This is a genomic window from Micrococcaceae bacterium Sec5.8 (genome assembly GCA_039636775.1).
In the GTDB taxonomy this organism is placed as follows: domain Bacteria; phylum Actinomycetota; class Actinomycetes; order Actinomycetales; family Micrococcaceae; genus Arthrobacter.
Genome location: CP143429.1, coordinates 2,257,331 through 2,280,290, shown reverse-complemented (window position 1 = coordinate 2,280,290; position 22,960 = coordinate 2,257,331). Strand labels below are relative to the sequence as shown.

Sequence of the window (22,960 nt, the reverse complement as noted above, 5' to 3'; positions counted from 1 at the left end):
GATCAGCGCCTGCTCGATGCTGACCTGGCGGGGGTGGTCACCCTCGTCAACCGCCTCAGTATCCGGCGACCGCGTGCGGGACGTAGGGACTTTCCAACTCAGTCTTCTCCTCAGGGGTGAGCGTCAGGTCCAGCGAGGCGACGGCGTCCTGGAGATGCCCCGGCTTGCTCGCACCGACAATCGGCGCGCTGACCACGCTGTTGGAGCGGACCCAGGCCAGGGCGACCTGGGCGCGGGACACTCTGCGGCGCCCGGCGATGACGCGCACGGCTTCGGCGACCGCCCTGTCGCTTTCCTCAGTGGTGTAGAGCGTCTTACCGAACTCATCCTTCTCCGAGCGGTTGGTTTTCTCGTCCCAGTCCCGGGTGAGCTTCCCGCGGGCCAGCGGACTCCAAGGCAGCACCCCGATTTTCTGGTCCGCGCAGAGAGGGAACATTTCGCGTTCCTCCTCCCGGTAGACCAGGTTGTAGTGGTCCTGCATGGTGACGAAACGGGTCCAGCCGTTTAATTGCTGCAGGTACAGCGCTTTGCTGAACTGCCAGGCGGCCATCGAGGATGCGCCGATGTAGCGGACCTTGCCGGCCTTAACGACGTCGTGAAGGGCTTCCAGAGTCTCCTCGATCGGCGTCGCGGGGTCCCAGCGGTGAATCTGGTACAGATCCACGTAGTCCGTGGCCAGCCGGGTGAGGCTGGCATCAAGTTCGGCGAAGATGGCCTTGCGTGAGAGGCCCCGCCCGTTGGGGCCCGGCCGCATGGCGCCGTGCACCTTCGTGGCGATGACGGTTTCGTCCCGGCGGGTGAAATCGGCCAGGGCCCGGCCCATGATTTCCTCGCTCGAGCCGTTGGAGTACACGTTGGCGGTGTCAAAGAAATTGATGCCCGCCTCCACGGCCTGGCGGATCAGCGGCCGGCTCTGGTCCTCCGGCAGCGTCCAGGGATGCGGGCCCCGGTCCGGGTCCCCGTACGTCATGCACCCCAGGGCCAGCGGCGAGATGTCCATGCCGGTATTTCCGAGTTTGATGTAATCCACGTTCGTCCTCCGTCAGAAGTTACGGTCCCGGACCCGGCTGCGGCCCTCACCCCACGTTATGTGAGGATTGGCCACCGGTGAGCGCACACACGGGGTTCCGGCCGATCCCGACGTCACTGCGGACGCTACTTTGCCGCCGGCCCGATCTGATCCAGGGTGTAGCCATTGGGGTAGGCAGACATCCGGCCGCCGGGGGTGAAGGATGGTTCGGTGGGCAACGGCGCGCGCCGTGCCCGAAGCGCCTTGATCCGCAGGACAGCATTGAAGGTGGCCTTCAACCACGCCGGCGAGGGTTTAAGGCCCAGCGCCACCGCCACCCTGGGCTTATCCATCATCAGGGCCAGAATGACCGGGGTCAGCCGCTGGAGGGGTTTGGCGATGCGGTTCTCGAGCGCAGCAACGGTGGCGCCGAGCAGCTCGGTTCCTTCCGGACTTGGCCCCAGATGGCGCTCCTCGTAGTTGTCCAGGAAAGCACCGGCTGCGGCGAGGGAGGCCGGTGCGGGGTCCAGGCCCATGCGCCGGCCGAGTTCGGCGTAGAACGCGACCGCGGCTTCTTCCTCCAGAGGGGTGAGCTTGCGCCATCCATGCTGGTCCACCCAGCGTAACGGCAGAACCAGGAGCGTCATGAGGACGTAGAGGAAGTCCTCTCCGGAGCCCGGAACGCCGGCGTGGACCCGGCGCAGCAGCTCCGTCATGGCCTGGCCGCGTTCGCTGTCGAAACCGTTGGTGATGATCTCGTGGATGACGATGCCTGTGTCGTAGGAGCGCTTCAGCGGCCGGGCCTTCAGCTCACCGCGGGATGCCAGGGTCCGTGCGATGGAAGGGATCGCGAAGTTGCGGTAATACGAGACAAAGAAACCTGCGTGGATTTCTTTCTGGAAGTCGTACAGGACCATGGTGCGGTAAATGCCGTACAGGTCATCCCCGGACGGTCGGGCCAGCCGGGTGGGATGCAGCGCAGTGTTCACGGGGTTCCTTCAAGCGCAAAGTCGGATTCGACCAGCAGCACGTACTCCCGGTCTTCGGGAGTCAGCATGGTTTTGCCTGACCCGGCCGCGAGTTCTGCATCCCATATTTCCACGATCATGCGGTGCAGCCGCTCCTGCGGGGTAGCGAGTGCCGGGATTTTGAGGATGCGGTCCATGTCGGCACTCTGCAGGGACCGTTCCCGGATGGCAGAGACCCTGGCGACGGTTTCCTGGAGACGCAGGGCGCGCTGTGCGCGTTCCGTGCGTCCTGCCAGGGCGGGGATCGTGAGACCAAGCCCAACGAGAACGATGGCGAGCATCTCTGCCGGGGCGAACGGGAAGTTCTGGGTCCCAAAGATGGCCAGCGGGGTGACGAAGAGCGCGAGCACTTCCTGGGTCATCTTCAGCATGACGAGGGTACTGATGAGGCTGCCCACGCCGACCATGATGAAGCCGATCTTAAAGGATCGGCGCATCCTCGGAATGTATCGGAAGCACGTCCCGGCGATCTCGGCGCAGGACCACGCGATGAAGACGATCATCGTCATGGAGAACAGCGCCCCGGCAAAGCGGTCGTGGTATTGGTAGCCCCACTCGGTGGTCGACGTCGTCGGTCCGGTGAGGACGAAGAAGATGGCCTGGAGGACCAGCGCGGCGATGAGCGGCATCCGGGTCAGCCAGGGGGAGCGGGAGCCGGAGGCCGGGCTAACAGCGTTCAGGACGGCGGTGCGCAGATACCAGAGGCCGACGATCATGAACGAGTTCAGCGCCAGCTTGGTCAGATTGATGCCGCCGACCGCGAAGTCCACGACAAGGTAGACGGCCGGATGGATCAACACGGAGGAGACCCCGGCAAAAACGGCGGCCAGGAAGACAGTGTCGTGACCATTGCGGCGGAGTGCCGGGATGCGGGCAGCTGCAAGGATGAACAGCGCTGCAGCCATGAGCAGCTGAATCATCCGAAGACCGCACCGAAGTTGCCCGGCTGGACGCTGAGCCCTATCCGGGAGCTCCGGATCCTGGCAGCCAGCCGGTCGGCGAGGATTTCGGCGGTGACTTCAAACTCGTCGAAGAAGTCCGTCCGTTTTAGGGCCGTCACGACGCGTTCCGGATCGAGGTCGGGAAAGAAAATTCGGGCGTTGTCGTGGGGAACTTCCTCCTGGTGGTGACGGAGGATCATGTGGGCGAATTCGTGCAGGATGATCTGTTGGCGGTGGATTTCCGAGGCCCCCTGTGCGTGGAGGATGAGGTCGACGTCGTCCAGGCCAAACCACAGCCCGCACACTTTATCCGTCGGCGTGTTCTTGATCGGTTCGATCAGGATCCGGCGGCCGCGGGAATCCTCGAGGTGCGCCTTGATCGAGCCCACCGAGACCGGCTCCTGGAGAGCGAGAAGCTCCTCCGCGGCCCGGGCGCGGGCGCGCGCGGCACTGTAATCCATGCGAGAAATCCTTGGGTGGTTGGGTGGTCTTTGAAGGTCCCCCGGCCTTCAGAGCTGGATCGTATCAGCCCGGCGGCTGAACGTGCTGTCAAGCGTCCGTTGAGGGGGGATTCGCTAGATGTTCGTCGATGAGGTCCCTGATCTGAAGCAGGGTTTCCGGGGAAAGTCCGTCGAGCTGACGTGCCGCGTAGTTGCGGACTTTGGCCGCTTTCATGCTGGCCAGGAGCTCGAGCTGAGCTTCGACCCGTTCGGGGAGTTCTTCCTGATCGGTGAGCAGGTAATCACTGTTGACGCCGAAGAAGGCGGCGAGGTTCCGCAGGAGATCCGCCTTCTTGACTGCGGGGCCCGTCCCGGCGCGCATGTAATGCCAACGCGCCCGCGAAATGGGAGTGCCGGCGTCGGCCATCGCATCGCGCACGTCATTGAAGGCGATCCTGTGGCCTTCGGCCTCGGCCGAGTCGAGCAGGAGGTTCAGTTTACGAGCGAGGTCAGCGCCGGGAGGGGAGTCATTCGACGGTGTGGTGCTCACGTCGGCCCCTTTCAGGCTTGCTGGGCTGCGGATGGAAGCTGACTCTATCACTTGATTGGACATGTCTAACTTTCTTGCCTACTGTTCGAATGACAGAACTTGGACATGTCCAAAAATTCTCCCGGTTGGGCCGGGTCACACTGCGCCGACGACGTCACACCAGCCGCCGGTGCTTGCACTGAGGAACCACGGGAGCTCTGCGGAAACCGCCTCACAGCGTGGGTGGGTCTAGCCAGCTGACGCCGTTCTCCGGACAGCCATTGGGGGCGGTCCGGCGCGGCTATCAGCTACCAAGAAGGGCCCGGCAACTGAACTGCCGGGCCCTTCGTCTTGGCCGCCGGATCAGAGCGGCAATCGCTCCTGCTGGCCTCCGTGCTGCACCGCAAAGAACGAGCAACTCTGATTGCAGAGGGACTCCCTGCCTAAAACTCAGTAGTGCCACGCAGCCGGCGGGGCCGTCCGTCCGGGTCAACAATGAAGCGGCTGATGGGAACCGCCCACAGGCGTTGGCGGGCTGACACCGGCTCCGGGATGTGGTGCCGGGCGTGTCCAGCGGGGCGGGGCGAGCTGCGGCCGGTGGCATGCCATCGGTCGAGAGCGTCGGCGGTGGCGTTCCAGAGTCCAAGCCCCTCCGCCGGGTCCTGGAGCCGCGGATCGTCCTCGTCCAGACCCAGGTGTTCTGCCCATAGCTGGAGCCGGAGCCCGTGGGCCAACGGCTGGGAGGCGCCGGGGCCGGTGTCCGCCGGGCCGGGTGGTTCCTGGCTGCCGGCAGCGGTGTCGAAGACAGCGCAGGTGAGCTCGCTGTCGGTGGTCCAGGACCGGCGGTTGAAATTGTCTGAGCCGCAGGTAAACCACCTGTCGTCGATGATGCAGACCTTGGCGTGGACGTAGATCGGAGTTCCGGAGCGGTTCTCCAGATCGAAGACGCCGACCCTGCCGGGTGCGGCCCGCTGCAGCATGCTGATGGCACGCAGTTGCCCGATGCGGCTGGGCGGCCCGGCGAGAGGCCCATCAGAGTCGGGATAGCGGGGGACAACGGCGATAACCTTCAGTGTGGGATTCCGCTCAAGGGCTTCAGCGATGCCGGCCGCAACCTCGGTTGACCACAGGTACTGGTCTTCGATGTAGATCAGCGAACGGGCGCGGGCGAAGGCTTTGGCGTATCCGCGGGCGACGCTGCGCTCGCCCTGGGGCGCGAACGGGAACGGGGGATGTTTTACCCCGTAGGTGCGCAGCAGCTGCACGGCATGAGGGCCGGCCGGTGGTGGTGGGGGCGCGGTGGCCGGGAGCGGTTCGGGGTGCCGGGGCATTCGGGCGAGACGTTGCAGCAGCATCCGGTACGGAGTACGTCGGTCCAGGGGATGGGGGTCGTTCCACCGCTCGGCGAACACCGCCAGCACATCCGCCACCACGGGTCCGCGGAGTTCGAGGGCGGCATCGTGCCACGGGGGACGTTTTCCGTACCGGGGATCCATCGTCACCGCTTGCGGGTCTCCCGCGTGCCCGGCGTCGTCCCGACGGCTGTGGCTCAGATCGAGCCCGCCAACGAAAGCGACGTCCCGCGCGGGGTCGTCACGACGGCGGATGACAAAGAGTTTCTGGTGGTGGGAACCGAACAGGCGTACACGCTGATCCAGCAGCACCTCTCCGCCGGCGTCGTTGATCTGCCGGCTGAGGAGCTCGTTGGATCGGCCGCTGATCGGGGCGGATACGCGTTCTCCATGGGATCGCCAGACCAGGCCCCGCACTTCCACTCCCGCACGGGCCACTCCCGCGAGCAAGTCGCCGATCGACGGGCCATTCGGCCGCAGCAGCTCGTCGGCATCTCCGCGCCAGTCGGTAAACCACACACGGTCGCCGGCCTTCAGAGCCGTCAGCTCCTCATGCAGCCGGGCGAAATACGCAGCGCCGTGAATCAGGGGCCGCACAAGGTTGCCCTCCGACCACGGCGGGGCCCCGGCGCCGCCGGGTTGCACGTTCGTGGCCGGATTTCCCCGCTCAGTGCGACTTAGAAACCACGTACCAGCGCCAGTGTCCACTGAATCCTACTTTCGGGGCCCGAGGACAGGCCGTTAGTGTCCGGTCTCCAAAGTAGCCTACGACCGTGCTGGCTTATGGCGTCTGCCGGGTCACAAACGCCCGATACCGGCGGATCCCCGGTCCGTGTTAACAGTCCGGTCTGCTGGTCGATCCGCGTACTGCGGATACCTGGGGCGACAGTGTTCAAGACGGCCGTCGTGACTTTACTTGTAGGGCCCGAACCATTCCATTGCCAGATGACGCCCGGGAATAGCCGCCTGCGACGATGACCTCGACAAGCGCCGCACGTCGACTTGGACCCGCGTCGCGTTTCTGCGTACTAAACAGTTCCTTTTCCGCCAGAATGATGGCGGCACGTGGATTCTTGGGGGAAGCCGTCGTTGATGGTGTTGCCGCCCGGACGCCGTGGGCTGCATCATCACTCCATCGAAAGGCCCCATCATGACCCAGCCCGCCCACGACCCCAACGCCCTTCCTCCGGAAGGCTACTATTCACCCGCGGAACCGCCGAAGCAAGGTCAGCAGTACAGCCAACCGGCTGGCCCGCAGCAGCCGTACGGTGGGCAGCAGCCGGGCTACCCGGCCGGCCCGCAGCAGCCCTACGGTGGGCAGCAGCCGGGCTACCCGTACGGTGGGCAGCAGCCGTATCAGGGGTATCCGCCGTCGCCCCAGCAGTATCAGCCGGGGCAGCCGATGCCAAACCCGGCCTACGGGTATCCACAGCCGAAATCGAAGATCGCCGCGGGGCTCCTGGGCATCTTTCTTGGCGGGCTCGGAATTCACCGCTTCTATCTGGGCTTCACCAAGATCGCGGTTATTCAGCTCGTCCTGACGATCGTTCTGGGTGTCTTCACCTTCGGCCTTGTCGGGCTGTGGGGCGTTGTCGAAGGCATCATGATCATTGCCGGCTCAGCCTACTTCCGCGCCGACGCACACGGTATTCCGTTGCGCGACTAATCCCCGCCAAACTGCATCCCCGACCACGCGCACGATCTCATTCTTTGGCATGTGGTGAACACCAAGTAGCACCCACCATCCAGAAGGGCGGCCGGATTCGTCCGGCCGCCCTTCTGCTGTTCAGGATCCCGACCCGTCTGAGGACTCCAGATGGATTCCTGGCCTGTCACCCGCGCATCGAAGGCCGATACCCGGGGCCAACGCAGGTTGGACAGCATTTCCTGGATGCCGTCGGTGCGACCGGCAACGATCCTGACCGGGCACGGACGCCTCCCGGGTGAACAGAACGGCAGATGTCATGATGGTGGCCATGGACATTGTTGAGTTTCTCGAAGCGCGCATCGCCGAGCAGGAATCAGCCCTTCAGGAAGGGTCCTTCAGACCCGGAGGATCCGTTGGCCCTGAAAACGAAAACATGGACCAATCCTCCCTCCGTGCGCTCATGCTCGAGGAGTGCGCCCGTAAACGGGCCATCATCGACAGCTGGAAGGAAGCGGCCGACGCCGAAGGAATCAGTGATCCCGGCGAGGCGGAGGGGACGGTTGCCGTCGCCCGCCGGGCCATGTTGACCATTCTTGCCGGCTCCCACCGGGACCACCCGGATTACAACGCCGGCTGGTCGCCCGAGCTGCCCGGCGATGTCTCCGATGAGTCTTTGCCTCAGTGAGGTCCATAACCACCGTTGAGAGCGGCTCGCAAACCGGGGACGAAGCCACCGGAGCGTGGACTCAACGATTCTGTGACGGCCACGCCGGGATTGATGTCCAGCAGCGTCGCTCTTCCGGCCTAGGATCAGGCAAATGATGCCGGAACGGATTGACGCTGCTGATGGGAAGAACTCCCTGACTGTCCGGGGAGGGATACTCGAAAGCTTCTGGCGTCCCGGTTCCTTTGTGGATGTAGACGACGCCAAGGACGCCATGCGTGCTGTGGACCGCATCACCGGCGGGCGCCCAATGCCGATGCTTTCTGAAATGACCGACGTCGAGTTCAGCGCCGCAGCCAGGTTTGAGTTCGCAAAAAGCACAGCTGTGCCGGCCATCGCAGTGCTCGGATCCAGTGCTGTCGATCGGGTCATTGCTGCCGCCACGAGCCGGCACACGCGTTATCCGCACGAGTTTTTTACGTCCAGGACGGCCGCGATGTCCTGGTTAACAGGCTTCGTCCGGGCTGATTAGCAACGTGAGGCCGGAGTCCGCCGCACTGGGGGACATGCCGTTGACGGGCAACGCCGTCACCAACCGCCGCGCGTCGGCGTGTGTCCTTGTCGGGCGTCCTCGGGCATGGCCATTTCGGCCCGCAGGCCAAGGAGCCGGATGGGACGGCCCGCTTCCAGTCCGGCTGCGAGATCCAGGGCCCGGTCCAGTATTTCGTCCCGGTCGAATGTCTCGGGAATCTTCCGCGCGTGGGTCTTGGTGACGAACGGCGCGTACCGAACCTTGAGGGTTAGCCCGACGACGGGCCGTCCCTCCGCCATGACATCCGCAAGGACATGCGCTGTTAGTTCCCTCAGGGCGTCGTCCACTTGGGCGGGCTCCGTCAGGTCCCGCTGGAAGGTGGTTTCCCGGCTGTGTCCGCGGGCAACCCATGGCGTGTCGTCCACGGCGCTGGCGCCGTCCCCGCGTCCCAGCTCCGCGTACCAGGGACCCATTTTGGGGCCGAACTCCGGGATGAGGTCGTGGGGGTCGGAGCCTGCGAGCTCGGCGACGGTGTCGATGCCGAGTTTGGCGAGCCGGCCGGACACTTTGGTGCCGACGCCCCACAGCTCCTTCGTGGGCCGGCTGCCCATGACGTCGAGCCAGTTCCCGGCAGTGAGTCGGAACACGCCAGCCGGCTTGCCGAAACCCGTGGCGACCTTGGCCCGGACCAAGGTATCGCCGATGCCCACGCTGCAATGCAGCTGCGTTTGCGCCAGGACGGCGGCCTGCACCTGCCGGGCGTAGGCTTCCGGATCCTCTGTCTCAATGCCGATAAAGGCTTCATCCCAGCCGAGTACCTGCACCGTGGCGCCGGGCTGCGCGCGCAGGGTGGCCATCACCGTTTCAGACGCCGCGAGGTACGCTTCCTGATCGACGGGCAGGATTACCGCGTCGGGCACTTTCCGGGCCGCGATGCGCAGGGGCATTCCGGACCCGACGCCAAACGCCCTGGCTTCGTAGGATGCGGTGGACACCACAGCCCGTTCCGTGGGGTCGCCCCGGCCGCCGACAATGATCGGCCTGCCCGCAAGCTCCGGCTGCCGCAGCACTTCGACAGCCGCGATGAACTGGTCCAGATCGACATGCAACACCCATGGGATTGCGCTCACGCCACCAGTCTGCCCTAAACGTCCCCGGCAAGCATCGGCACTGGACTGCTCAACAAAAGACGGGCATGGTGGGCTGGCGGCCCATGAAGCGGGTGGCTTCGATTCCGTTACGTGCCCTGCGAAAGTTCCGCTTCGAGTTCGCTGATGCTGGGTAACGTGGCGGCAAATTCCTTGGGGAGCGAGGCCACGATTTCGGATTCCCATTCGGCAATCCCAATCGGTTTCGAAAACCCCCGCAGGGAGTATTCAGCCACCACGTTGTTCTTAGTCTTGCACAGCAGCAGTCCGATGGTCGGATGGTCGTCCGGATGGGCCAGCAGATCGTCGACGGCTGACATGTACATGTTGATCTGGCCCAGATACTCGGGCTTGAAGGCGGTGGCCTTGAGTTCCACCACCACGAAGCAACGCAGCCTGAAGTTGAAGAACAGCAGGTCCGCGAAGAATTCGTCCCCACGGATCGTCAACCGAAACTGCCGCCCTACGAAGGCGAAACCCTGCCCCAGTTCCAGGAGGAACTTCTCGACGTGATCCACGAGTTGTCCCTCGAGTTCGCGCTCACTCCGTTTTCCTGTCATAGCCACAAAGTCGAAGACGTACGGGTCTTTGAAAGACTGCCGGGCCAGTTCCGAGGCCGACGGCGGGAGGGTCGCCTTGAAGTTGTTGATGGCGTAGCCGGAGCGTTCGTGCAGCCGTGTTTCGATCTGGTGGGAGAGGACGTTGCGGGACCACCCCTCCTCAACAGCCGCAGCCATGTACCAGAGACGTTCGTCCGTGGTTGCGAGCTTCTCCAGCAGCAACACGTGGTGGCTCCAGGGCAATGTTGCAGACGCCGTCTGCAACATTGCCCTGTCAGGCCATGCGGCAGCAAAGGACTTCATGTAGCGCAAGTTTCTGGGCGAGAAACCCCGTGACTCCGGAAACTGGTCGCGGAGATCAGCGGACAGCCGCGTGACAACCTTTGATCCCCAGCCCTCCCGGGACTCGCGCGCCAAAAGTTCCTGCCCAATGGACCAGTACGCCCGGACGAGTTCCTGATTGGCCGCTGCGACCGCACGGAACCGGCCGCCGCCGATCTGGTGGGCGACAGACGCCAGCAGCTCCGGATACCATTCCGGCATGCTCGACTTCGCCGGCGTTGATTCAAATGACGCAGGTGATGACATGTAAATGCGTTCCTTTCCGGGCGTCCAGTTTTCCTGAACCTATCCGGAGGCACCGACGTTATTTTGGAGGCCTGGTCAGCGCACCCGACGGCGGCCGCCACAGCCAGGTTCTTGGATTCATCCAGCTTGCCGGTATCCACGACCTGCCGGGCACCGGCGAGCTTAGGGGATTTTGACCCTAATGTTCCGCACGGGCAGGCCTTAGCCTGTGAGCTGGGGCGAGCACTACGTCCTTTCTCTGCAAGCCGATGTTCCACCCGGAACCGCAGATCAATTAGGAAGGCGGCATCGCCAGATGCATATTAGAGACTATTGGGACAGCCTGGACCCGGTGACGCGGAAGTGGTTGATGGAGAACCCCGGCTGCCAGATCCTCCCGAGAACCATCACCGCAGTTATCTCAAAGTCGGCCGGTGAGGATTTTGGCAGCGGGCAGCACGGCGAGACGGTTCTGTCCCAGGATGACCACGAGTTCATCCGTTCGAAGGTGACAGCGGTCTCGCCCGCCTGATTCGGCAAAGAGCACCTACCTCTGACGCCGGCAGTCCGACGCCTTGACCCTCCGGGCGGGGGCGCACTTCTCCAGCAGAGATGCGCCCTCGTCTGCGCCGGCGCAATACCTCTTGAAGGCGTTTTTGATCCTCTCGACGGCCCGCCTCAGACGCGGCCCGCCTCAGACTCGGGCCGCCTCGCGGCCCGCGACGCGGCGCGAGAGGAAGTCCTCCACGACGTCGGCGAAATCGTCGGGCCGTTCGATCTGCGGCATGTGTCCCGTTCTCGGGAAAACATGCGACTCGGCGCCCGGCAGCGCCGCGGTCGCCGCCGCCAGGTGGCCGAACGGGAGGACGTGGTCGTGGTCGCCCCACACCACGAGGGTTGGAACGTCCAGCGCCGCGAGGGCCTCCATGAGTTCCGTCCGCCATTCCGCCCTGATGCCGGAGATGGTGCCCAGATCGTGGGCGATGTCGACGACCGTCTGACGGTGCGCAGCCCGAAGCGAGAGCGCGAGTGCCTGGTCCACCCGGGCTTCGGTCACCAGCTCCTTGGTGTAGAAGATCGACTGGACGGTGCGGCGCGAAGCTGACGCCCCGGGGCGCATCAGCACTGCCGCTAGCGGCCGGACCGCGATCAGGCGCAGCACCAGGGCCACCTCCTTGCCGAAGCCGGCGCTGTTCGCCAGCACCAGGGCGGACACGCGGCCGGGATGGCGGGCCGCGAGCTTCATGGCCACCGCGCCGCCCAGCGAGTTGCCCATCACCGGGAGCGGCCCCTGCACTCCCACCGCGTCGAGGAACGCAGGCAGGGCGTCCGCGAGTTTCGTCAATGTGGCCGGCCCGGGGACCCGGCCGGAGTACGCAAACCCGGGAAGGTCCACGCTGTAGACCGTGTGCTGTGCTGAGAGCCGGTCGTGCTGTTCGTTCCAGTCCTCAAGGCTCTGTCCGATGCCGTGCAGAAGCAGCACAGGGTCCCCTGAGCCGGTCTTCCGGTAGCGCAGGCGAGTGCCCGCGGCGTTGATGAATCCGGTGCCGGGGAGATCGAGTGGATCCAAGGCCGCCGTCGCACGTTGCCCGGATGCCTGCACGCGCTGGCCCCGCCGTCCGAACCGGACGTGGTCGGTCAGCCTGCCGGCCCTGAGCAGGGCGAAGTCACGCACATAGTTCTGGTGCAGCCGCCACGGCGAGCCTGCGCCCTGCCGGGGCAGGCGGTCGGCGTCGCGCAGGATGTAGCCGGCTTTTAGATCGATCAGCGACGTCAGCCCGGCGTCCTCGACACCGGCGGGTGCCTTGGGTGCCAGCCATTGCAGGTTCCTGCGGTCCAGGTACTTCAGCACCCGGCAGATGTATCCCGCCACCAGATCCGCCTTCAGGGTCCAGGACGCGTTGGTGTAGCCGATGGTGAGCGCAAAATTGGGAACGCCCTCCAACATCATGCCCTTGTAGGTCAGGGTCTTGCCTACGTCCACGGGTTCGCCGTCGACTGTCAGCGTCATTCCGCCAATCACCAGCAGATTCAGCCCTGTCGCCGTGACGATCACGTCGGCCGGAATGGATTCGCCCGAGAGAAGGTCAATCCCACCCGGGGTGATCCGCGAGATGCCGTCGGTCACGATGTCGGCGGTGCCCGCACTGATGGCGCGGTAAAGGTCCCCGTTGGGGATCGCGCACAGCCGCTGGTCCCACGGCTCGTACGAGGGCGTCAGGTGTGTATCGACCGCAAAGCCCGCCGGAAGCTTGGCGATGGCCGATTTACGGAGGATTGCCTTCATCGTCTCGGGCCGGCGTCGGCTGAGCTGGTACGTGAACATGGAGAAGAGGATGTTCTTGGCCCGTACGACGTCGTACGCCAGTTGCGCGGGCAGTTTGCCGCGGAGCCGGTCGGCGAGGTGGTCCCGGGACGGCACGGGCGCGATGTAGGTGGGGGAGCGCTGCAGCATGGTGACCTTGGCAGCGGTCTTCGCCATTGACGGCACCAGCGTCACTGCAGTGGCTCCGCTGCCGATGATCACCACCTGCTTGCCCTCGTAGTCCAGATCGGCGGGCCAGTGCTGCGGGTGCACGATGGTTCCCGCGAAGCTGTCAGCACCTTCGATGACCGGGGTGAAGCCTTCGTCGTAGCGGTAATAACCGGAGCAGACGGACAGGAAGGAGCAGGTGAAGGTGACCGTCTCGGCGGTCGACGCCGGATCGTCCTGCCGGTATTCGCCGCCGGACGTGCGGAGGGCCGTGACCGTCCACAGGGCGGTGCCGCTGGACCATTCGGCTGATATCACCCGGTGATTGAGCCGGATTCGGGCTTCCAGGCCTTCGTCCGCAACCGTTGCCTCGATGTAATCGCGGATTGAGTCGCCGTCGGCGATGGCCTTGGCGCCGGCCCAGGGCCGGAACGAGTAGCCGAGGGTGTACATGTCGCTATCCGAGCGGATGCCCGGGTACCGGAACAGATCCCAGGTGCCTCCCACCGCGCCGCGGGATTCAAGAATCGCGAAGCTCTTTTCGGGCAGGTCGCGTTTAAGCCGGCTGGCGAAACCAATCCCGCTCAGCCCTGCGCCGACAATTAACACATCTACGTGTTCGCTCATGTAGCCAAGTTATCGACATGGAGTTGACGGAGTCAACACCGCGTTGAAAGTGCGCGCTAGGATGGGCGCATGGCTCAACGAGGTAGACGCACAGCACGGGTCTCAGGGGACGAGCGCCAGGACGCCATCCTTGTCACGGCCGAGGCGCTGCTAGGCGAGCGTGGCTTTGACGACATATCCATCGAGGACCTGGCCCGGGGCGCCGGCATCTCCCGCCCCACCTTCTACTTCTATTTCGCCTCCAAGGACGAGGTGCTGCTGGCGCTTCTGGACCGGGTGATCACCGAGGTGGAACACGGGGTGGGTGATCTGCCGCGCGACTTCGGCAGTGACCCTGCCGGCGCCTGGACACGGTCCATCGGCATGTTCGTCGACGTGTTCGTGGCCCACCGCGGCGTCGCCACCGCGGCTATCGCAGCACGCGCCCGCAACGATGAGGTGCGGGCGCTTTGGTCCAAATCCATGCAATCCTGGGCCGACTTCTCCACCGACGTCATCCGGGCCGAACAGGCCCGGGGTGCCGCCCCCGCCGGCATCGACCCGCACGACCTCGCAGTGAGCCTGAACCTGATGAATGAGCGGGTGATCACCGCGGTCCTGAACCAGGAAAGTCCCGCCATCGCGGAATCCCGCGCATTGGACGTGTTATCAACCATTTGGATCCGAAGTATTTACGGGTCCGTCAACCCCGGCCGCCCCTAGCGCCCGCGTCGAAAGGAAATACGCAGATGACCGACATCAAAACGCTGACTGTGCTCGGAACCGGAGTGCTTGGATCCCAAATCGCCTACCAGGCAGCGTTCCACGGTTTTGCCGTCACCGCCTATGACATTGACGACGCAGCCCTGGACAAGGCCAGGGCCCGTTTTGCCCAGCTTGCCGGTATCTACCGGACTCAAGTTGCCGGCGCCGACGAAGGCACGACGGAAGCAGCCCTTGCCAACCTGCACCTCACCGCGGACCTGGGCGCCGCCGTCGCCGACGCCGACCTCGTGATCGAAGCCGTGCCCGAACTGCTGGCGCTCAAGCAGGACACGTACCGCAAGCTCGCGGACCTGGCCCCCGCCAAGACCATCTTCGCCACGAACTCCTCAACCCTGCTGCCCAGCGACCTGAAGGACTCCACCGGCCGGCCCGATCGCTTCCTCGCCATCCACTACGCCAACAACATCTGGGCGCAGAACATTGCCGAAGTTATGGGCACCGCCGACACCGATCCGGCGGTGTTCGACGCCGTCGTCGAGTTCGCCCGGAACAGCGGACTGGAGCCCATCGAGATCAAAAAGGAGAAAGCCGGCTACGTGCTGAACTCACTCCTGGTCCCGCTCCTGAACGCGGCCGCCGGCCTGCTGCTGCAGGGCATTGCCAGCCCGGAGACGATCGACAAGACGTGGCGCATCGCCACGGGGGCGCCGAGCGGACCGTTCCAGATTTACGACGTCGTAGGGCTCGGTACCGCCTACAACATCGCCGCATCCTCCCGGGACGCCGGGTCCCAAGCGTTCGCCGCGTACCTGAAGGACAACTACATCGACCAGGGCAAGCTTGGCGTCACCACGGGCGAGGGCTTTTACAAATACTGAGCCCGCCCGCTCAGTCCCCGCCAACGGGCGGGAGGGGCCGGGAACTGAGCGGCGCGTCTACGCAGCCGAAAACAAGTCCGGGAAAGGGTCTTCGGGCAGGTCAAGATCGAAATCTTGGCCGGTGGCGTCGTCAGGAGGTAGATCCGGATCGAACTCAGGTTCTTGGTCCGGGGGAGGTTCGACGTCGAATATCAGGTCCTGGGTCAGGACGGGCCCGGGCCAGGGTGGTGGTTCCCAGTCCTGGGATTCGCTGGGGTACCGCCGTCCCATTGGTGAGGTCCATCCTGGCGGGTGGTTTTTGCTGGCCCCGGTGGGTGTCCAGGCTGAGGTGTGTTTGAGGCGGTGGTGTTTGCGGCAGGGCTGGCCCAGGTTCGTGATCCCGGTGGTGCCGCCGTCGGCCCAGGCCAGCAGGTGGTCTGCTTCGTTATCCAGGGAAGCATTGTTACACCCTGGAAAGGGGCACTTGCCGTCCCGGAGCCGAAGCCAGCGCCGCTGGGCTCCGGTGAGCCGGTAACTGCTCCGGCCGATCTCCAACGGTGCACCGTCGCGGGGATCGATCAGGACCCGGTGGAAGGACCCGGCTCCTTCTGCGATCAGGCGGCGGGCCATGGAGGGCGGGATGGGACCGTAGCCGTCCAAGGTGGCGGGCTCTTCGGCGGCGCCCAGCAGGGACAGGACGGGGACGGTGATCAGAACCTGCGCCCGGGGCGACGGAACATCCCCGGCACCCGTCCCACCCGTCCCACCCGTTCCACCCGTTCCACCTGTGGCATCCGTTCGATTTGTCCCGCTGGTCAGCAGCCACGCCGCGGCGACGTCGGCGCGGAGCTGGGTCAGGGTGCGGGCCTCGGAGGGTCCTTGAAGGGCCCGGGCGGCGGTGGTGGTCCGGTCCCAGATCCCCGCGGCCGTTGCTGCCGGCAGGTAGGTGGAGAGCCAGGCCATGCCGTCCCGGTCCGGGACGAACTCGACCCGCCGGTCTTCTGCGCTTTTGGCGTGGCGTTTTTCGATGCTGACCGGGTGGTGGCGTTCCCGCCAGGCGCGCACTTTCGCCCGGAACCGTCCCGGGACAAGCTCCCCGGCCGGGCAGCCGCGGGCCGGTTTCGCGGCCTCGGGGTCCAGGAAATGCTCCTCCAGCCCGGCGGCACCGGCCGCGTCCAAGTGCGCGGTTTCGTCCACAACGATCCGGGCGTGCTGCCAGGAGATCGTGCCGGCCTGCAGCGCGGCCAGGGTCCGCGGCAGCGCCGTCGTTAACGCGCGGGATTCGGAGACCAGGGCTGCGGCGGTCCCTTCACTGACCGTCAGGGCGCACGCGACCTCGGCAATAACGGCCATCGCCTGCGCGCTGCCCTCCTGAGCGGACCGCGCCGGGAGTACCAAGGCCCCGGCCGCCTGCACGAACTCAGCGGTCAGCAGGACCTTCAACGCCGCGGCCCGGGCCTCAAACCGGGCCACGTCCGTCAGGGCGTCCAGGCACGCATCGGCCACATCAAACAACGGATCGGTGCTACCCGAAGGATCGGGACCAAGCGGATTGCCCTGCTCCGGTGCGGCGGCCATGGAGACAGCAAACGCAGCCGCGGCCTCGGCCAGCGCTGCCAAAGACTCCCTGCTCTCCGCACTCAAAGCTGCTCTGCTTGTCATACCAAAAGACTAGGGGCAGGCACCGACAATAAGACGAACAGCCTGCTGCCGCCTGGGCTGCACTGCGGGGTAACGAAGGGGAAGCGCAGTCACTCCACGTGGTGATCTTTTATGCCGCGATCTCCCGGGCCGTGATCTTTTATGCTGTGATCTTCCGGGCTGTGATCTGCCAGGACCGTGACGTCCAGAGGCATGCGGTTGGCGCGGCGGAGGCGTCCGGCCAGCACGTTGCGGACCCCCCGCGTCACCATGGTCCTCTTGGTCAGGTACCGGAATGCAGCGGTGTCGGAAGTGACGAGGTCCAGCAAGGGGCGCGCGGCAGCATCAGGGCCCTGCCCCCACAGTCCAACGACAACCTGCAGTGCGCCCAGTCCGTGCTCGTATCCGGGCTGGGACGTGATGTGCCCCAGCATGTCGGTCGTCACCAGGCCCGGGTTCATGCCATGCACCCGGACACCGGTGCTCCGGGTTTCCAGCCGCAGCGTCTCCGTGAACTGGCGGACCCACCGCTTGCTCGACGCATACGCATTTTGCAACGCGACCGGACCCTGATCGCCCTGGCCGTAAACGTTGACGAGATCGCCATGGCCTTGATCGAGGAACACCGGCAGCGCAACCCTGGACCCATGGAACGTGCCGAGAATGTTCGTGCGGACCACCCGGGTGAAGTCGTCCACCGGTGTTGACGCCGTAGGCCCGAAAACACCGGAGGTTCCGGCGTTGTTGACCCAGATGTCGAGCGTCCCAAGGCGCAGGGCCTCGTCGCGCAGAACTTCGACGTCGGCCAGCTCACCGGTGTCACACCGCCGTCCGGACGCCGTGATCCCGTCCGCGCGCAGCCGTTCGACGGCGGCCGCGACGTCGTCGTCGGACCTGGACGCCACCACCACCGTCGCTCCCGCGTGCCCCAGCAGCCGGGCCATGGCGAACCCCAGGCCCCGGCTGGAGCCGGTCACCACAGCCACACGCCCGCGGAGGACGCCATCGTGCGCAGTCATCCTTCTCTCATACGCGCCGCAGCCACATTGAGCAAGAGCCGGAGGGGAAGGCGGTGAGCCGGGGAGCAGGGGAGCAGGTGAGTAGGTGAGTAGGTGACCGTGACGGCGGCCTCCGTTGAGCGCCGGCGTTCTCGTGCCCTTCCACATCCTGGACGGAACGGGAGAGCTTCGACACCACGCTAACCGAGGACGGCGCACCAGAAGTCAGCCAGCACCTGTGGCTGGACAGAATCGAGACTAAGCGTGGCCAGATTGCTGGGCATGGCACCATGATCGCCGGGGAGCTAAGCCGGGGAGCTAACCAGGAGAAACGGCTCTCCTGGCGGTTCCGCGGTTAAGTGCCAAATGCCCGCCCAGGAAGCCCGCCCCTGCCGCGACGGCGTTTCCAGCGAGGCCCAGCCCCGTGCCCAGGGAATGTCTGCCCCGTCGGCGTGCAATCAGGGAGCCGAGGAAAAGAAACACGGCGGCATCGGTTCCCAGCGCGTGAACGGCGCCGATCCGGCGCTCGGCGCCCGTCATTCCGGCCCAGTCACTGGCGCCTGCGAGCGCCGTTGGCCCGGCCGCCGCCAGCCCGGCTCCGACCAGGAGTGCGGCACTGCGGCGCGCCTGGGATCCTCCCGCCACATCCAGGATGGTCGCGCTGATCCAGCATCCGAGCGTTAGGTCGGTGAGGACCGGATGCACGGAGTGGCCAAGGACAGCGGTGTGGAACGGGCTGCGCCCGGCCCAGCCGAGGATCGGCCCATACACAAGTTCCTGGGCGGCGGCCACCCGGTCCGCGAAGGAACTCCCGGCTACGATCTGCGCACATCGCTGCGGAAGAGGCATGTTGCTCACGTTCATTTACGGTACGCCGACGCAGTGCGGCTGCATAGGCGCCGGGCTCCCGGTTCGTGGTGCGGCCTCCGCAGGACTGCGGGCCGGTCCCCAAGGACGAGAACAAGGCCGCCGGCCGCGATCAGCGCCACAAGCCCTCCAGCGATGAGGCCAAACATCACACCCGGGGTCGCGTACCCCAAGCCACTCAACGCAGCAACTGCGGACACGACCAATGCAATAAAAGCGAGCAGGCAACCAAGGGCCACCCGGAGCCAGTCGTAGGACAACGTATCGAATCCGTGGTGGCGGGCACGGAGGACAAGCCACACGCCGATGCCGGCGGGTGCCTGCCAGCACGCGATCGCCAGGATTCCCCAGACGATTGCGGGCAGCGCCAGCGGTTTGACTTCCGGAAAGACGGCAACCACGCGCTCAACCGCGGCGGGAAGAACCCACACCTGCGTGAGGGCGCCGGCGAGCAGCAACGCGACAAGTGCGGCCGTGATCAGCAACGAGGTTCTACGGCTCAACGCGTTCGCCTGCCACCGCACAGTTGCCGGACATTGTCCGGGTGGTCCGCCGGGACGCCGGCAGCCCCGGCAGCCAGCAGCGCACCGTGCCGCGGTAGTGCTCGAATTCCGCGCCGAACCGATGCTCAAGGTCGGTTTCCTCCAGCGGCCTGACGGCGTAGTTCCACACCAGCGAACCTGCCACCGCATAGGCAACGACCAGCCACGACTGCAGGATAAGGCCAACGGCGGCGCCCTGGGCGATGCCTGCGACCGCCATCGGATTGCGGATCCAGTGATACGGACCTGCGATGACCAGGTGGTTGGGCATTGCCGACGGCAGGGGAGTGCCAGCTCCCAGCGTTGACATCACAACTGCCGACCAGATGCCGAGAGCGCTGGCGAGTACCAGAACCGCGCCCCCGGTGGGGCCCGCCCATGATGGAAAGGGAAGCTCCACCGCCCAGCGCTGTTCCAGGACCGCTATGACGGCGGGCAGGACCACCAGGAAGAACCCCCAGAACAGGACAATCTGCCCCAAGGTCGAAGCCACGTTGGTCGCGGCAGTCCGGCGGTTGCCGGCGGGGCGGAAGGCGAACGGACCGCGAATGAGCCACCCGGTCGGCACCCGCCCCAGCAGGACCAGGCACAGCGCGATCAGCGATCCTGCCGTGGCCGCGGCCATACTCAGGACACCCCAGCCCGCCTCGGCAGTGAAGGTGGCGTAGACGGCGAGCGCGACGGCGACCCCGCCGGTCCATCCGGTGGTCGCTACCGCGGCCGCCCTGACGCCAGAGGCTGCCGCGGCTGATGCCAGGACGAACAGGGGAATGTCAAAGACGGCCACCGTGGCCGGGTCGAGAGTGCCGAGGGTCGCTGCGCGCGTCTCCGGCGATACGAAAACCGCCACCCACCATAAAAATCCCCCGACGGCCTGTAAGGCGTAATAAGCCCGACCCCAACGACGCCACCCGGGTGCTGCGGACAGCAGCGGTTCGTGTGCCATAAGCATTCCCTACCCCCGCCTCGAAGCTGGCTTCATCCTAGCCCGCAGGCACACACGCTCGAAAAGCGCGGTTCGGTGCCTTGGCCGCCGTAGGCTGTGACGGCAACCACCACAAACATCACCTAAAACAGGGGGACCCATGTCGAGCAGCCCGTACGAGCCGGACGCCTTCCAAGATCAGGATCTGCAGCCAGTCACGAGGGGGCAGCTCGGCTGGTTCATGGAGGGCATGCGGCACGCACGGCTGGCCACAGTGTTCGGCCTGCTGTCGATCTTTAGCCTGGGCATCCTCTTTGGGCCGCTGGCCATCGCCCAGGCCAAGAAGGCCGAGACTTTCGGGGTGCCCGCACAGGAGGGGAAAGTGCTCGGCTGGGTGGGGATCGGTTTGTTCATCCTGTGGGTGGTGTTCGCCATCATTTATGTGGCCTTGATCATCACCCTGATTGGGAACCTCCCGGACTCGGGCAGAACAGCCGCCTAACCGGACGGAATATATCCGTAGTTCCTCTCTCCCGAGAAGCCGGGCCGTCAATCACCGCGATCCGGCTTCTTGGTCATGGACTCGGGCGGCGGCGGAAATTCATTGGTGGGATAAAGCCCGGCAACCTCGAGCATGTAGTTTGCCCATTGAGGCCCGGCGAGCATGTAACCGTCGATGGCTTTGTAAAACTTGCCGTTGACGGTGACGTTCTGGCCGGGACGCTTTTGACCCTCCAAAGCGTCCCCAAAGAACGAGGCCGTGGAGACCCCGGAGGTGTACCCCACCACCCAGGTGGCGCCATTGGTGTTCGACGTTCCGGTCTTGGCTGCGACAGGGAAATTGCCCTGAACTTTGGGCTTGATATAAACGCCGGAGCCCTTCTTGAGAACGTCCTGCAGGACGGAGTTCACCCCGCGGGCAACGGTGGGCTTGATGGCGTCGTGGCAGGACACCGTCTCGGCCGGGAATTTCTTTCCTGCCGCATCGCTCACCTCCGTAATGGCCACCGGCGCGCAATACCTACCGTCATTGGCGAACGTTGCAAAGGCGTTGGCCAGCACCAGAGGCGCAACGCCAATCGCCCCGAGCAGGTTCCCCAGCTGATGCATATTCACTTGCGCGTTATCCAGGCCGCTGTGGATCCCCACCGCGTCCACTGTCTTCTGGATCCCGCAGAAGTCCAGCTGGACGGCCTCCGCGAACGTGGCCGTGTTGATCGAGTTGTACAGTCCGTAGTCGACGCGCATGGAACGGTAATACCCGGCGTCGTTGTTCTGCAGGTCATCCGCCGCGCCGCGGTTCCGCTCCTTCGTGTTGTAGGCGCCGAGAACCTTCCCGCAGCTGGATTTCCACTTGAAGTCGAGCGGATATGTCCGCCGGGAGGCATCCACCTCCGCCGCCATCGACTTACCCTCCTTGAGCCATTCCGCGAAGGTAAAAGGCTTCATCGTGGACCCGGGCTGGAACCCGCCGGCGCCATTGAGGTCGTTGCCCTCGGTGTCCCTGGAATCGACGTTGAAGTTCAGCTGGGTATCGAACTTGCCCGGCTCGGGCAGGAACACGGTGTTCTGGGCCATGGCCAGGATCTTCCCCGTTCCTGGTCCGATTGAGACCAGCGAAGCGCCCCACTTATCCGGGTTTGCCCCGGCCGTGGCATCGACCTGTTGCTGGGCCGCCGCCTGCAGCCGGCTGTCCAGCGTGGTGGTGATGGTCAGCCCGCCGCGGTACAGCTTCTTCACGCGAGCGGGGAGGTCGACGCCATAGGCAGGGTTGTTGAGGATGAGGTGCGAGACGTAGTCACAGAAGTACGGCGCCATCTCCGCGCCTGCGCAGCCCTGCTTCCCCTCAGTGATGTGCAGTTCCACCCCGGTGGCGACGGCGGCGTCGTAGTCGGCCTGGGAAATCCTGCCGAGGGTGAGCATGGCGTCGAGGACCTGGTTGCGCCGCTGCATGGCGTTGTCGGGGTAAACCTCGGGATTGTAGAAGCTGGGGCTCTTCACCAGGCCGGCGAGGAGGGCGGCCTGCGGCAGGGTCAGATCTTTGGCGCCGGTGCTGAAGAAATGGCGCGATGCCGCTTCGATGCCGTAGGCATCCCGGCTGAAGAACACAATGTTCAGGTAACCCGCCAGGATCTGGTCCTTGGTGTATTTCTTCTCCAATTCAATCGCGAGCCGCATTTCACGAACTTTGTCGCCGATGGACTTTTGCCCGTTCAGGACAATCCGATCTCCCTTGTCCGCCGATATTAAAGACTCGTTGAGGACGTTGGTAACGTACTGCTGGGTGAGGGTGGAGGCGCCTTGCCGGCCGCCCATGGTCAGGTTGGAGGCCAACGCCCGCAAAATGCCTTGTCCGTCAACACCGCCGTGCTCATAGAAGCGCCGGTCCTCGATGGCGACAATAGCGTCCTTCATGAACGGCGATATTTGGTCTAAACCGACGCGTACCCGGTTCTCCGCATAGAAGGTGGCGATCGTCTTTCCGTCCGCGGTGAGGACTTTGGTGGACTGCGATGGCGTATCCACCGTCAATTCCGACGGCAAATTGTTGAAAAAGATGATCGATTGCCTCGCAGCGATACCGACACTCGCGACGGCGGGCACCAGCAGGCTGGCGGCAAGCACACCGCACATCGCGCTCACGACGAAGTATCCGAAGATCCGCCAGAGGCCAGCGGCAAACTGGGAGCCAGTCCGTGCCATGTGCTGACTGTAGCGGGGGCACGGCCCGCGCACTACCCAAGTGAATCGGCCCGGCTGAATCGGCCCGCCAGCCACACGGAGGTTTGTACGAGTCACCGCCGGGCATGCCGCGCGATGCGTTCGTTGATTCCGCCACGGGCCAGCCGTACCGCTTCACGCGCTGGTCACCTGCGGCGTCCCAGGCCAACCCCGCGGAGCAGGCAG

At 65.1% G+C, this 22,960-nt stretch carries 22 protein-coding genes; 7 read left to right on the top strand and 15 right to left on the bottom strand.

Annotated elements, in window-relative coordinates; all coding sequences use genetic code 11:
• Positions 1–55 precede the first annotated feature (55 nt).
• The 6 genes from VUN84_10480 to VUN84_10455 form a co-directional block, all read right to left on the bottom strand.
• The gene (locus VUN84_10480) at positions 56–1,030 is read right to left on the bottom strand and encodes an aldo/keto reductase (GenBank protein XAS62762.1); all 975 of its coding nucleotides are present in this window, start codon (positions 1,028–1,030) and stop codon (positions 56–58) included.
• Positions 1,031–1,155: 125 nt separating this feature from the next.
• Entirely contained in the window at positions 1,156–1,998 is an 843-nt protein-coding gene (locus VUN84_10475; protein ID XAS62761.1) for an oxygenase MpaB family protein, read from the bottom strand.
• Positions 1,995–2,942: a hypothetical protein gene (locus tag VUN84_10470; GenBank protein XAS62760.1), complete on the bottom strand. Its 948-nt coding sequence runs from the start codon at positions 2,940–2,942 to the stop codon at positions 1,995–1,997. The genes VUN84_10475 and VUN84_10470 overlap by 4 nt, the downstream gene beginning before the upstream one ends.
• An 11-nt stretch (positions 2,943–2,953) precedes the next feature.
• Positions 2,954–3,439, bottom strand: a complete 486-nt coding sequence (locus VUN84_10465; protein ID XAS62759.1) for a hypothetical protein — start codon at positions 3,437–3,439, stop codon at positions 2,954–2,956.
• Positions 3,440–3,527: 88 nt separating this feature from the next.
• Complete coding sequence (locus VUN84_10460; protein ID XAS62758.1) at positions 3,528–3,968, bottom strand: hypothetical protein; 441 nt, start codon at positions 3,966–3,968, stop codon at positions 3,528–3,530.
• A gap of 422 nt (positions 3,969–4,390) precedes the next feature.
• Positions 4,391–5,896, bottom strand: coding sequence for a phospholipase D-like domain-containing protein (locus VUN84_10455; GenBank protein XAS62757.1), 1,506 nt, complete (start codon positions 5,894–5,896; stop codon positions 4,391–4,393).
• A gap of 553 nt (positions 5,897–6,449) precedes the next feature.
• On the opposite strand from VUN84_10455, the gene VUN84_10450 reads away from it, so the two are divergent.
• The 3 genes from VUN84_10450 (at position 6,450) to VUN84_10440 (ending at position 8,143) form a co-directional block, all read left to right on the top strand.
• Positions 6,450–6,965: an NINE protein gene (locus VUN84_10450; GenBank protein XAS62756.1), complete on the top strand. Its 516-nt coding sequence runs from the start codon at positions 6,450–6,452 to the stop codon at positions 6,963–6,965.
• A 277-nt stretch (positions 6,966–7,242) separates the two neighbouring features.
• The gene (locus VUN84_10445) at positions 7,243–7,632 is read left to right on the top strand and encodes a DUF6221 family protein (protein ID XAS62755.1); all 390 of its coding nucleotides are present in this window, start codon (positions 7,243–7,245) and stop codon (positions 7,630–7,632) included.
• Positions 7,633–7,765: 133 nt separating this feature from the next.
• Positions 7,766–8,143, top strand: coding sequence for an STAS/SEC14 domain-containing protein (locus VUN84_10440; GenBank protein XAS62754.1), 378 nt, complete (start codon positions 7,766–7,768; stop codon positions 8,141–8,143).
• 56 nt (positions 8,144–8,199) lie between these two features.
• Here the strand turns inward: VUN84_10440 and VUN84_10435 are convergent, their stop codons facing one another.
• Both VUN84_10435 and VUN84_10430 read right to left on the bottom strand, forming a co-directional pair.
• Positions 8,200–9,255: a DNA polymerase IV gene (locus VUN84_10435; protein ID XAS65823.1), complete on the bottom strand. Its 1,056-nt coding sequence runs from the start codon at positions 9,253–9,255 to the stop codon at positions 8,200–8,202.
• Between the two features lie 125 nt (positions 9,256–9,380).
• Positions 9,381–10,439, bottom strand: a complete 1,059-nt coding sequence (locus VUN84_10430; protein ID XAS62753.1) for a PDDEXK nuclease domain-containing protein — start codon at positions 10,437–10,439, stop codon at positions 9,381–9,383.
• A gap of 208 nt (positions 10,440–10,647) precedes the next feature.
• Here VUN84_10430 and VUN84_10425 point away from each other — a divergent pair, with 208 nt between their 5' ends.
• Positions 10,648–10,950 (top strand): hypothetical protein, encoded by a 303-nt coding sequence (locus VUN84_10425; protein XAS62752.1) that lies wholly within the window; start codon positions 10,648–10,650, stop codon positions 10,948–10,950.
• Between the two features lie 162 nt (positions 10,951–11,112).
• On the opposite strand, the gene VUN84_10420 is transcribed toward VUN84_10425, so the two are convergent.
• The gene (locus VUN84_10420) at positions 11,113–13,518 is read right to left on the bottom strand and encodes an alpha/beta fold hydrolase (GenBank protein XAS62751.1); all 2,406 of its coding nucleotides are present in this window, start codon (positions 13,516–13,518) and stop codon (positions 11,113–11,115) included.
• A 69-nt stretch (positions 13,519–13,587) separates the two neighbouring features.
• Here VUN84_10420 and VUN84_10415 point away from each other — a divergent pair, with 69 nt between their 5' ends.
• Together VUN84_10415 and VUN84_10410 are read left to right on the top strand one after the other, a co-directional pair.
• Positions 13,588–14,220, top strand: a complete 633-nt coding sequence (locus VUN84_10415) for a TetR/AcrR family transcriptional regulator (protein XAS62750.1) — start codon at positions 13,588–13,590, stop codon at positions 14,218–14,220.
• 26 nt (positions 14,221–14,246) lie between these two features.
• On the top strand, positions 14,247–15,101 hold the full coding sequence (locus VUN84_10410; GenBank protein XAS62749.1) for a 3-hydroxyacyl-CoA dehydrogenase: 855 nt from the start codon (positions 14,247–14,249) through the stop codon (positions 15,099–15,101).
• Between the two features lie 57 nt (positions 15,102–15,158).
• On the opposite strand, the gene VUN84_10405 is transcribed toward VUN84_10410, so the two are convergent.
• The 5 genes from VUN84_10405 to VUN84_10385 form a co-directional block, all read right to left on the bottom strand.
• Positions 15,159–16,658, bottom strand: coding sequence for a DUF222 domain-containing protein (locus VUN84_10405; GenBank protein XAS65822.1), 1,500 nt, complete (start codon positions 16,656–16,658; stop codon positions 15,159–15,161).
• A 173-nt stretch (positions 16,659–16,831) separates the two neighbouring features.
• A complete protein-coding gene (locus VUN84_10400) occupies positions 16,832–17,740 on the bottom strand; it encodes an SDR family oxidoreductase (GenBank protein XAS62748.1) in 909 nt (302 codons plus the stop codon).
• A gap of 297 nt (positions 17,741–18,037) precedes the next feature.
• Positions 18,038–18,568: a DUF2231 domain-containing protein gene (locus VUN84_10395; GenBank protein ID XAS62747.1), complete on the bottom strand. Its 531-nt coding sequence runs from the start codon at positions 18,566–18,568 to the stop codon at positions 18,038–18,040.
• Between the two features lie 11 nt (positions 18,569–18,579).
• Entirely contained in the window at positions 18,580–19,089 is a 510-nt protein-coding gene (locus VUN84_10390; GenBank protein XAS62746.1) for a DUF2975 domain-containing protein, read from the bottom strand.
• A complete protein-coding gene (locus VUN84_10385; protein XAS62745.1) occupies positions 19,079–20,074 on the bottom strand; it encodes an isoprenylcysteine carboxylmethyltransferase family protein in 996 nt (331 codons plus the stop codon). The genes VUN84_10390 and VUN84_10385 overlap by 11 nt, the downstream gene beginning before the upstream one ends.
• Before the next feature lie 139 nt (positions 20,075–20,213).
• Between VUN84_10385 and VUN84_10380 the strand changes: the two genes are divergently transcribed.
• Positions 20,214–20,555 (top strand): hypothetical protein, encoded by a 342-nt coding sequence (locus VUN84_10380; protein ID XAS62744.1) that lies wholly within the window; start codon positions 20,214–20,216, stop codon positions 20,553–20,555.
• Between the two features lie 47 nt (positions 20,556–20,602).
• Here the strand turns inward: VUN84_10380 and VUN84_10375 are convergent, their stop codons facing one another.
• Positions 20,603–22,756: a transglycosylase domain-containing protein gene (locus tag VUN84_10375; GenBank protein ID XAS62743.1), complete on the bottom strand. Its 2,154-nt coding sequence runs from the start codon at positions 22,754–22,756 to the stop codon at positions 20,603–20,605.
• Between the last annotated feature and the right edge of the window lie 204 nt (positions 22,757–22,960).